The 12065-nt window shown below is 28.7% G+C and carries 10 protein-coding genes; all 10 read left to right on the top strand.

All coding sequences use genetic code 11. The annotated features are described in order from the left end of the window. The first annotated feature begins 31 nt into the window (after positions 1–31). A complete protein-coding gene (gene tpiA, locus H8R92_RS06625) occupies positions 32–778 on the top strand; it encodes a triose-phosphate isomerase (protein ID WP_186835040.1) in 747 nt (248 codons plus the stop codon). Between the two features lie 272 nt (positions 779–1050). After that, complete coding sequence (gene gpmI / locus H8R92_RS06620; protein ID WP_186835039.1) at positions 1051–2577, top strand: 2,3-bisphosphoglycerate-independent phosphoglycerate mutase; 1527 nt, start codon at positions 1051–1053, stop codon at positions 2575–2577. Positions 2578–2719: 142 nt separating this feature from the next. Continuing rightward, positions 2720–3586, top strand: coding sequence for a DegV family protein (locus H8R92_RS06615; RefSeq protein ID WP_186835038.1), 867 nt, complete (start codon positions 2720–2722; stop codon positions 3584–3586). A 125-nt stretch (positions 3587–3711) separates the two neighbouring features. Then, a complete protein-coding gene (locus H8R92_RS06610) occupies positions 3712–5721 on the top strand; it encodes a methyl-accepting chemotaxis protein (RefSeq protein ID WP_186835037.1) in 2010 nt (669 codons plus the stop codon). Positions 5722–5788: 67 nt separating this feature from the next. Beyond that, entirely contained in the window at positions 5789–6370 is a 582-nt protein-coding gene (locus tag H8R92_RS06605; RefSeq protein WP_186835036.1) for a protein kinase, read from the top strand. A gap of 138 nt (positions 6371–6508) precedes the next feature. Then, positions 6509–7801: a phosphopyruvate hydratase gene (gene eno / locus H8R92_RS06600; protein ID WP_022211043.1), complete on the top strand. Its 1293-nt coding sequence runs from the start codon at positions 6509–6511 to the stop codon at positions 7799–7801. Between the two features lie 153 nt (positions 7802–7954). Next, positions 7955–8191, top strand: coding sequence for a preprotein translocase subunit SecG (gene secG, locus H8R92_RS06595; RefSeq protein ID WP_186835035.1), 237 nt, complete (start codon positions 7955–7957; stop codon positions 8189–8191). 130 nt (positions 8192–8321) lie between these two features. After that, the gene (rnr, locus tag H8R92_RS06590) at positions 8322–10556 is read left to right on the top strand and encodes a ribonuclease R (RefSeq protein ID WP_186835034.1); all 2235 of its coding nucleotides are present in this window, start codon (positions 8322–8324) and stop codon (positions 10554–10556) included. Positions 10557–10701: 145 nt separating this feature from the next. Then, complete coding sequence (gene smpB, locus H8R92_RS06585) at positions 10702–11169, top strand: SsrA-binding protein SmpB (protein ID WP_022211046.1); 468 nt, start codon at positions 10702–10704, stop codon at positions 11167–11169. Between the two features lie 137 nt (positions 11170–11306). Next, positions 11307–11891: a hypothetical protein gene (locus tag H8R92_RS06580; RefSeq protein WP_022168156.1), complete on the top strand. Its 585-nt coding sequence runs from the start codon at positions 11307–11309 to the stop codon at positions 11889–11891. The last annotated feature ends 174 nt before the right edge of the window (positions 11892–12065 follow it).

Here is a 12065-nt window from a genome sequence, read left to right as displayed (position 1 = left end):
TAATTGATAATTTATATATGAGGTGAAAATAATGAGAAAAGCAATCATCGCTGGAAACTGGAAAATGCACTATACTCCAGAAGAAGCTGTTAAATTAGTAAATGAATTAAAACCATTAGTAAAGGATGCTACTTGTGATGTAGTAGTTTGTCCTACTTTTGTATGCTTAGATGCAGTATTAAAAGCTGTTGAAGGGTCAAACATTAAAGTTGCTGCACAAAATATGCACTTTGAAGAAAAAGGAGCTTTCACAGGGGAAATAGCTCCAGGAATGCTTGAAGCTATGGGAGTTAGCTATGTTGTTTTAGGACACAGTGAAAGAAGAGAATACTTTAACGAAACTGATGAAGCCTTAAACAAAAAAGTTAAAGCTGCATTTGCTCATAACTTAACTCCAATCCTTTGCTGTGGAGAAACTTTAGAAGAAAGAGAAAATGGAACAACTAACGAAGTTGTTGGAGCTCAAATAAAAGCTGATTTAGAAGGTTTAGCACCAGAATTAGCAGAAAAGGTTGTTGTAGCTTACGAACCAATCTGGGCTATAGGAACAGGTAAAACTGCTACTGATGAACAAGCTAACGAAACAATTATGGCTATCAGAAATATTTTAGCTGAAATGTTTGGAAAAGAAGTTGCTGACAAGATAAGAATCCAATACGGTGGATCAGTTAAGCCAGGAACAATCAAAGCTCAAATGGCTATGTCTGACATAGATGGTGCTTTAGTTGGTGGAGCTAGCTTAGTTGCTACTGATTTTGCACAAATAGTTAACTACTAATTATAAAGTTAAGGAAGCCTTAGGGCTTCCTTTTGTATATTAGTGTAAATTAAGAAAAAGATAAAAATTATTAATTCATATATAAACATTTACAAAAATAGCTATTTTATTGTTATACACATATAATTATAGTATAATAATTATGAATTAAATTAAAGATAATAAATATAGATAAATTTATTATCTTTAATTTATTTAAAGCATTAATTGATGAACTTTACAATAATTTGTTTTATTGTATAAAAAATGATTTACGATATTTGGAGGGAATTATGGCTAAGAAACCAGTAATGTTAATGATATTAGACGGATTTGGAATAGCTCCAAAAGGCGATGGAAATGCTGTTGAAGCAGCAAAAAAAGAAAATTTTGATAAATTAGTTGCTAAATATCCACATAGTGAATTACAAGCAAGTGGAATGGCAGTTGGTTTACCTGATGGACAAATGGGTAACTCAGAAGTTGGACACTTAAATATAGGTGCAGGAAGAATTATATACCAAGAATTAACTAGAATTACTAAAGAAATTAAAGATGGTGGATTCTTTAAAAATGAATCACTTTTAGATGCAATGAATAATGCTAAAAAGAATAATGCAGCTTTACACTTAATGGGATTATTATCTGATGGTGGAGTTCACTCTCACATTGATCATTTAAAAGGTTTATTAAGATTAGCTAAAGAACAAGAAGTTCAAAATGTATATGTTCATTGTTTCATGGATGGTAGAGATGTTGCTCCAGGTTCAGGAATTGAATTTGTTAAAGATTTAGAAAGCTATATGGCTGAAATAGGTGTAGGACAAATAGCTACTTTATCTGGAAGATACTATGCTATGGATAGAGATAATAGATGGGAAAGAGTTGAACTTGCATATAATGCTATGGTTCTAGGAAAAGGTGAAAAAGCAACTAGCGCTGTGGAAGCTTTAGAAGCATCTTACCATGACAATAAATCAGATGAGTTTGTATTACCATGTGTAGTAAACGAAAATGGTAAAATTAAGAATGGAGATTCAGTAGTATTCTTCAACTTTAGACCAGATAGAGCTAGAGAAATAACTAGAGCTATTAATGATAAGGTATTTGATGGGTTTAAGAGAGAAACTTTAAATTTAGTATTTGTTACTATGACTCAATATGATAAGACATTAGAAGGTGTTGAAGTTGCTTATAGCCCACAAACAATTACTAATACTTTAGGGGAATATGTTGCAAGCAAGGGATTAAATCAATTAAGAATTGCTGAAACTGAAAAATATGCTCACGTAACATTCTTCTTTAACGGTGGTGTTGAAAAAGAAAATGAAGGTGAAGATAGAGCGTTAATTGCTTCTCCAAAGGTTGCTACTTATGATTTAAAACCTGAAATGAGTGCACCAGAAGTTACTGAAGAATTAATAGCAAGATTAGATTCAGGGAAATATGATATGGTTATCTTAAACTTTGCAAATCCAGATATGGTTGGACACACAGGAGTTTTAGAAGCTGCTAAAAAAGCTATTGAAGCAGTGGATGTATGTTTAGGAAAAGTTGTAGATAAAGTATTAGAATTAGATGGTACTGTATTTATAACAGCTGACCATGGTAATGCTGAAGTTATGATTGATTATTCAAATGGTAAGCCATTTACAGCGCATACTACTGATCCAGTACCATTTATATGGGTTTCAAATCATACTGAAGGTAAAACTTTAAAGAATGGTAAATTAGCTGATATAGCTCCAACTATGTTAAATGTAATGGGATTAGAAGCTCCAGTTGAAATGACAGGAGAAAATTTAATAATTTCTAAATAACAATAATAAAAGAGTAAGGTGTTTATTAAAATATCTTACTCTTTTATATTTCGACAAACTTTGATAATCAAAATATTTGACAATAGAACTAAAATTGATATAATAATATTAAAGAAACAATCTAATGTTTTAGGAGGGTATTATGACTATTAAGATAGTAACAGATTCATCTTGTGATTTAGGTATTGATTTTGTAAAAAAAAATAACATAGAGTTTGTTCCATTATTATTAAATTTAGATGGTGAAAATATAGAAGATGATTTAGGCAAGAGTTTAGGATATAGAGAATTTTATGATAAATTAAGGGAAGGTAGTATGCCTAGTACTTCACAAATAAATATTTATACTTTTGAAGAAAAGTTTAGAAAGTTATTAAATGAAGGATATGAAATATTATATGTAGGTTTATCTTCTGCTTTAAGTGGAACTTTTAATAGTGCAAATATGGCTAGAAATAATATATTAGAAGAAAATCCTAATGCGAAAATATCTGTAGTTGATAGTTTATCAGTAAGTATGGGTGTTGGAATGTTAGTAAAAAAATCTTGCGATATGATAGAGGAAGGTAAGGATTTAGAATATATTACAACATGGATTGAAGAAAATAAAAATAAAGTCATTCATTCTATATTAGTAGATGATTTAAAACATTTAAAAAGAGGGGGAAGAATATCTGCATCTACAGCAGCGGTAGGATCGTTATTAAATATAAAACCTATACTTAAAATAGATAATAATGGAGCTGTTGAAGCTACAGAGAAAATAAAAGGAAAAAAGAAAGCACTAAAATATTTAGCTACAGTTGTTAAAGAAAAAGCGTTAAATATAGAAAGTGAAACACTATATATAATGCATGGTGATGCGTTAGAAGAAGCTCAAGCATTAAAAGATATAATTTTACAGGAATTAAATTTTAAAGAAATAAAAATACAATATATAGGAACTGTTATAGGAAGTCATGGAGGACCAGGAACTATTGCAACTATATTTTGGGGTAATGAAAGATAAATGAATTTAAATATTAATTTAGCAAAATTAATTATGTTTTTGTTAAATTAATATTTTTTTATAAATAAAAATAGTTACTCACCGATAATAAGAAGAGAAGTTACTTAATTTATAGGAGAGTTTAAATGAAAAAGAAGACAATAAGTTTAAGATTTATTATTACTTTTATAATAGTTATGTTAGTTGCTATAATTTTATTTACATCAACATTACTTAATTATATAACAGTAAAGAAAAGTGTATCTAAAGAAGTTGAGGATAAGGCCAAGCTTACATCTAAGCAATATTCAGATGAGGTAAAGGAGTGGTTAAATGAAGAAATAGGAGTATTAGAGGAAATGTCTAGAACTATTTCTGTTGTGAATAATTTTGAAAATTCTTTTATAAAAAATTATTTAAAAAAACAAGGAGAAGAAAAAGGTTTAACATTTTATATGTCTTTAGTTAATGGTACATATATTGGGAGTGATGATTGGATACCTGATTCTGATTATAATACATTAGAAACAGAATGGTATAAAAGTGCATTTGACAAAAAAGATACAGTAATAGGAAATCCATATGTAGACTCTGCAACAGGAAATATTATAATAACTATTTCAGTACCTATAAAAAATTCAGAAAATACAGAAGAAATACTTGGAGTATTGGCTAGTGATATAAATATATATAATTTACAAGAAATAATAAGTAAAAAGTCTATGGGAGAAAAGGACTATTCATTTATAGTGGATAAAAATGGAATAATAATTACACATAAAAATGAAGAATTTATGACAGGTAAAAAAGAATTATCATCTATAAATTCGGGAAGTTTAATGAATTTTGTAAATGATATAAAAAAGAATGATTCAGGTATTGTGAAATCTGTAGATTACGATAATGTTAAAAAATATTTTGCTTATAATACTATAGAAGGAATGGATTGGATATATGTTATTGCTATTCCAGAAAGCCAACATTTAAATAGTATTAATATTCTTTTAAAAACTTCAATAAGTATTTTTGTAGTTTCAGTAATAATAACTATAATTATTGGATATTTTGGCTTGACTTTAATAGTTAATCCTATAAAAAGATTGCAAAAAGAAGCAGCACTACTGTCAGAAGGTAATTTTAGTGGAGTTATTAAAAATACTTCAAGAAGTGAAATAGGAGATTTAATTAATAGTTTTAATACTATTAATGAGAAGCAAAGTATATTTATAAATAATCTTAAAGAGATAGTTAAAGAAACTAATGAAAAGAATAGTGAATGTAAAATTGAAATGGATAAGATATCAGAATCAGCAGGTGAAATAAAGAGTGGTATTGAAAATATAACTGAAGGAATTAATGAACAAGCTAAAGATATGATTAATATGGTTGATGAATTAAATAACCTAGCTGATGGAATTGTTAATATTGAAGGTATGTCTAAAGAATTATTAAATATGAGTGATTTAGTTAAAAGTAAAAATTCTGAATCTATTGAGCTTATTAATAATATCAAGGAAAATATACTGGCTAATTTAAATAGTGCAGAAAATTTAAATGAAGGGATTGTAAACTTATCAGAAAAATTTAATTCAATAAATAATATTACAAATACAATAAGGGGAATTGCTGAACAGACAAATCTTTTAGCATTAAATGCAGCAATAGAAGCAGCAAGAGCTGGAGAACAAGGCAAAGGGTTTTCTGTTGTAGCAGATCAAGTAAGAGAACTTGCTAATCAATCATCGGAATCAGTGAATGAAATACAAGAAATAATAAAAGAAATATCATTATTAGTATCTAATGTTAGAGGAGAGGTAGCAGAAACTTTAACAATTGCTAAAAATTCAGATGAACAAATTAATAAAACTATGGGTGATTATGAGCAAATTGTAAAAACTTCTGAAAATCTTATATCTGAAATATATAAAGTAGGTAATGAAATTAAAAAGGTAAATGAAAACCAAAAAGAAGTCATGACTAATGTTGATAATACTGCACAAATAACAGAAGAGCAATCAGCATATATAGAGGAAATTAATGCTATAATACAAAATCAAACAGAATCTATTGAAGAAGTTAAAAGTGTAGTTTATGAAATAAATGAGATAAGTAATATCATTGATGAAAATGTATCTAAGTATAAAACTAGAGAATAAAAAGTAAATATAAATAGTAGATAGGAATAGTATAATGTAAGTAAGTATTTCGTTTTAGGTAGGTATAATGGTTAGGACATATGCATACTCAGCTAATTTTGATAAAGAATTAGAAAAACTTTTTAGAGAAGCAAAATTTTTAGGGGAAGGTCATAATGGAATAGTTTATGAACTTCCTGAAGATAAAGCTGTTAAGATATTTACTAATAAAGATATATGCAGGGAAGAAGCTAAAATATTATATAAAGTAAAAAGGTCTAAATATTTTCCAAGAATTTTTAGGTGTGATAGATATTATATACTTAGAGAAATGGTTCAAGGAAAGAGACTTGATCACTATATTAAGGAAAATGGAATGTCTAAAAAACTTGTGCTGAATTTATACAAACTTATCAATGAAATGAAAAGATTAAAGTTTTCTAAGTTAGATGCAAGGTGCAGAGATATATATGTTGATGAAAATGAAAATTTAAAAGTAATAGACCCAAAGCAATGTTATACAAGAAAAGTTTCATTTCCAAGGCATTTAATGAAGGGGCTAAAAGGAATAGATTATTTAGATATATTTTTAAAGTATATGCGAGAAATTGATTATGAAAGTGCAAAGAAATGGGAAATGAAATTTGAAGAGTACTGCAATGAAGAATAATAAAGAAATGGACTGTTTGTTAAACGAACAGTCCATTTTTCATGTTGATAAATTTATGAATATTATTTTATATTTATGAAAAAAATAATGAAGTAGTTTAAAGTGATTATTATTTTTTACATAAAGGAGGAAATATTCATGAAAAATTATGTTGAAATAGTAGATGTAGTTGCTAGGCAGGTATTAGATTCAAGGTGTTTTCCAACTGTAGAAGTAGAAGTTTATCTTGAAGATGGAACTATGGGCAGAGCGGCAGTTCCTTCAGGAGCATCTACAGGTATTTATGAAGCAGTAGAATTAAGAGATGGGAACAAAGACTATTTCATGGGAAAAGGTGTTTTAAAGGCAGTAGAAAATGTTAATGATACTATTAGCGAAGAATTAATAGGATGTAACGTATTTGATCAAACTTATATTGATAAAATATTAATAGAACTTGATGGAACTAGCAATAAGGGAAAATTAGGAGCTAATGCTATCCTGGGAGTTTCCTTAGCAGTGGCACATGCAGCAGCAAATTATTTAGGAATACCACTATATCAATATGTAGGAGGAGTTAATGCTAAAGTTCTTCCAGTACCTATGATGAATATAATAAATGGTGGTTCACATGCAGATAATTCTGTAGATTTACAAGAGTTTATGATAATGCCAGTAGGATTTGATTCATTTGATAAGGCAGTTCAAGCTTGTGGAGAGATTTATCATTCTTTAAAGAAAACATTAAATGATAAAGGATATTCAACAGGTGTAGGAGATGAAGGCGGTTTTGCACCTAACTTAAAATCAAATGCAGAAGCAATTGATGTTATTTTAGAAGCTATTACTAAAGCAGGATATGAACCAGGAAAGGAAATCTTTATTGCTATAGATGCAGCTTCATCTGAATATTATAAAGATGGTAAATATGTATTAGAAAATGAAGGCAAGACTTTAAGTGCCACTGAAATGGTAGATTTCTTTGAAGAGTGGGTTAATAAATATCCAATAATTTCAATTGAAGATGGTATGGCAGAAGAAGATTGGGAAGGCTGGAAGTTACTAACTGATAGATTAGGCGATAGAGTTCAATTAGTAGGCGATGATTTATTTGTTACTAATACAGATAGATTAAGTGATGGAATATATAGAGGAGTTGCTAATTCAATACTTATTAAATTAAATCAAATAGGAACTCTTACAGAAACATTAAATGCTATAGAAATGGCAAATAGAGCTGGTTATACAGCAGTTATTTCTCATAGAAGTGGTGAAACTGAAGATACAACTATAGCAGACCTTGTTGTGGCAGTAAATGCTGGACAAATAAAGACTGGTGCCCCTGCTAGATCTGAAAGAGTAGCAAAATATAATCAATTAATAAGAATAGAAGAAGAATTGGATGATGTTGCTGAATATAGAGGTAAAAAGGCATTTTTTAATTTGAAGTAATTTAAAAAGGCATTTCAATTTTAAGAAATGCCTTTTAAGTTATGAAAAGTAAAGAAAATAAATGACAGAATATGTAGCTTGCTTGTAATTTATAACTTATTATGGTATGATTAAACCACATAATTAAGAGGAATTACATATGGGAGGTGCACCATGTTAACTAAAATTTTATTTGCAATTGAAATTGTAGTAGGATTAATTGTTATAGTATCAATATTAATGCAAAAAAGTAAAGCTGATGCTTTAAGTGGACTTATTCAAGGAAGTAAAAATGAAACTTTCTTTGCTAAAAATAAAGGAAGAACAAAAGAAGCATTATTAGCAAAGGTTACAATGATTTCAATGTTATTATTTGCTATTAATACAATAGCTTTAAACGTAGTTAAATAGATTATACATAGATCGCTATAAAGTATAGTGGTCTATTTTATTGTTAATAATTAAAGTAGGATAAAATATATTAAAGAATATAAGTTTACATGAATAAAATATAGATATAAAAATGGAGGAATAAATTTATATGGGAATAAAAGAAACATTGTTAAGCTTCATGAGAGAAGAAGCTTACAGGCCAATGGATATTCAAGAGCTTGTAGCTGTTTTTGATATAAGCAAGAATGAATATACAGATTTTAAATGGACTTTAAAGATAATGGAAAAGGAAGGACTTATCGTAAGAACTAAGAAGGATAAATTTGCAGTTCCAGAGAGAATGGGATTAATAACAGGAAAATTACAGGTACACAAAAAGGGATTTGGGTTCTTAATTCCTGAAAATGAAGGTGAAAATGATGTATTTATACCAAGTTCATGTATGAATGGTGCCATGAATGGTGATAGAATATTAGTTCAAATTACGAGAGATGATTTAAATGGCAAGAAAAGAGAAGGAGAAGTTGCTGAAATACTAGAAAGAGCAAATACAAAAGTTATTGGAGTTTACGAGGAAAGTAGAAACTTTGGATTTGTAGTACCAGAAGATACAAGACTTACACAAGATATATTTGTTTCTAAAAAAGATAGCAATGGAGCAAAACATGGAGATGTGGTAATAGTCAAAGTTGTTAAATGGGCAGATAAGAGAAGAAGTCCAGAGGGAGTAATAACTGAAGTATTAGGTAAAAAGGGTGAAAAGGGTCTTGATATATTAACAATAATCAAAAAGCACGGACTTCCAGAAGAATTCCCAGAAAAGGTTTTAAAATATGCTGAAGGAATATCAGAAGAAATAGATCCAGCTGAAATTGCTAGAAGAAGAGATATAAGAGATTTAAGAATGGTCACTATTGATGGAGAGGATGCCAAGGATTTAGATGATGCTGTATCTATCGAAAGATTGGCTAATGGCAATTATAGATTAGGGGTGCATATTGCTGATGTTTCACATTATGTTAGAGAAAAAAATCCACTAGATAAAGAAGCTTTAAAAAGAGCAACTTCTGTATACTTAATAGATAGAGTTATTCCAATGCTTCCTAAAAAATTATCAAATGGTATATGTTCATTAAATCCAAATGTAGATAGACTTACATTAAGTTGTTTTATGGAAATAGACCATAAGGGTAAAGTTCTAGCTCATGAAATTGATGAAACAGTAATTAAAACAAATGAAAGAATGACTTATACTGATGTAACTAAAATATTAGAAGGCAAAGCTGATGAAGAGCTATTAAATAAATATGATTATTTAATAGAAGACTTTAAGACTATGGAAGAGTTGTGTTTAATTTTAAGAGAAAAGAGAAGAAAAAGAGGAGCAATTGACTTTGATTTTGAGGAATCAAAGATAGTTCTTAATGAGCTTGGACGTCCAATTGATATAAAACCATATGAAAGAGCAATAGCTAATAGAATAATAGAAGAGTTTATGCTTGTATGTAATGAAACTATTGCTGAAAATATGTATTGGCAGAATTTACCGTTCGTTTATAGAGTACATGAAGAGCCAGATGATGAAAAGCTTCAAAGATTTAGAGATTTTATTTATAACTTAGGATATACAATTAAATCTTCACAAGAGATACATCCAAGAGCTCTCCAAGAAATCTTAGAAAAGGTTCAAGGTAAACCAGAAGAAACAGTGGTAAGTACACTTTTACTTAGAAGTATGATGCAAGCTAGATATTCACCAGAATGTGCAGGACACTTTGGTTTAGCAGCACAATACTATTGTCATTTTACTTCTCCTATAAGAAGATATCCTGATTTACAAATTCATAGAATAATTAAGGAAAATCTAAATGGTAAGATAAATGATAAAAGAAGAGAAAGACTTGCAGTTATTGTAGATGAAGCAGCAAAACAATCATCTGAAATGGAAAGGTTAGCAGAAGATGCTGAAAGAGAAGTTGATGATTTAAAGAAAGCTGAATATATGATGGATAGAATTGGAGAAGAATATGATGGAATAATTTCATCTGTAACTTCATTTGGTATTTTTGTGGAATTATCAAACACCATTGAAGGATTAGTTCATATTACAGATTTAGATGATGATTATTATGTATATGATGAAGCACATTTAATGCTTATTGGTGAAAGAACTAAGAATATCTATAGATTAGGTGATGCGGTAAAAGTAAGATGTAGCAGAGTAGATATTGATAACAGAGAAATATTCTTTGATATAGTTAAGAATGAAGGAGAAAAAGAAGAAATAGTTCCAAGTAAAAGAACGGCTTCAATAATTGCTGAAATCAAGAAAGAGTTTGGACCAAAAGAAGAAGGTCAAAAAGAGGAAGATGAAGGCATGTAAATAATTATATAGAAGTTATTTGCAGTTAAACGCTACGCTAATTAAACTACAAGTTAATAAGCACTGCGTTAATTTTAGTTTCAAATGTTTATTATTTTGTTATAATAAAAGAAAAAGTACGTAATAAATAAAGTGGGTGGAAAAAGTGGCAAGGGTTAAAAACAAAAACAATTTAGCTGAAAATAGAAAGGCTCGTCATGACTATTTTGTAGAGGAGACTATAGAAGCAGGGATAGCTTTAGTTGGAACTGAAGTAAAATCTATTAGAGCTGGTAAATGCAATTTAAAGGATTGTTATGCAGATGTAAGAAATGGTGAAGTTTTTATTTACAACATGCATATTAGTCCTTACGAACAAGGAAATATATTTAATGTTGATCCATTAAGAGAAAGAAAGTTACTTTTGCATAAAGAGCAGATAGCTAGATTCAATGGATTAATAGCAAGAGAAGGATATACGCTAATTCCTTTATCTCTATACTTAAAAGAGGGAAAAGTTAAGGTGGCTTTAGGATTATGTAGAGGTAAAAAGAATTATGATAAGAGAGATTCTATGTTAGAAAAAGCCCATAAGAGAGATATGGAAAGAGCACTTAAAGAGAGAAATAGATAATTATAAAAACAGATGTATTAGAAAAAATTTTAGGTACATCTGTTTTTTTTTATCATAAAATCACCAAAAATGAAGCTAAGTATATTATAAAATATAGGACTAGCTAAGATACTTATTTCACTTTACGAGAATAGGGGGTGTGTCATATATCCCATAATAAATATAAAAAAGACAAAAATGCTGGAAGAAATGAAACTGGTTATTCTGAAGAAACAATTAATAAATACAATAATTATACATTACAAGATTTGCAAGATATAGAATTATTGCAGACCCAATGGAAAGCTCAATTAATTTTAGTATTAGGATATTTATTAGAATATACAGCTTCAGTTCAAGGGATAAATATATTACAATTTAGAATTAAAAGGAGAAATGAAATTTTTCAAGCTGGCCAATATGGTGATAAAGAAGAAAGTGAGCTAATTAATGAAGTTGCAGATGAATTTGAAGATATGGGAATTAATGTTGATGCTACAGCAGTATTAGCAGCTCAATTAGAATTATTTGGACAAACTATATTAACACCGATTTATTGGACAAAGTATCAAAGATTACCACATAATTTAGATACTGAAGATTTTTTAGTTACTAAAAGTGCAAATAAAGAAATATTTATTGGAGCTGTATTAGAAGAAATAGCATATATTTTTAATTTGATAGGAACCACTGCATTATATCGGGAGAATAGTACAGGTGATACAAATAATGTAGATGATTAGTTTTTATATTTTTTATATAGGATGTTTAGTATTTTGAGTATAATACCATATAGTATATATTACTATAAAAATAAGTATATATTTATAGTAATATATACTATAATAGTAATAATGGATAAGTGTAGGAGATAGATAGGACTAGAATATATCCTGCTGATATATAAAGTGAGGGAT

The organism is Clostridium lentum (assembly GCF_014287815.1).
GTDB classification, from domain to species: Bacteria; Bacillota; Clostridia; order Clostridiales; family Clostridiaceae; genus Clostridium; species Clostridium lentum.
The sequence above is the reverse complement of the archived record's forward strand: the minus strand, read 5'-3'. Positions and strand labels throughout refer to the sequence as shown.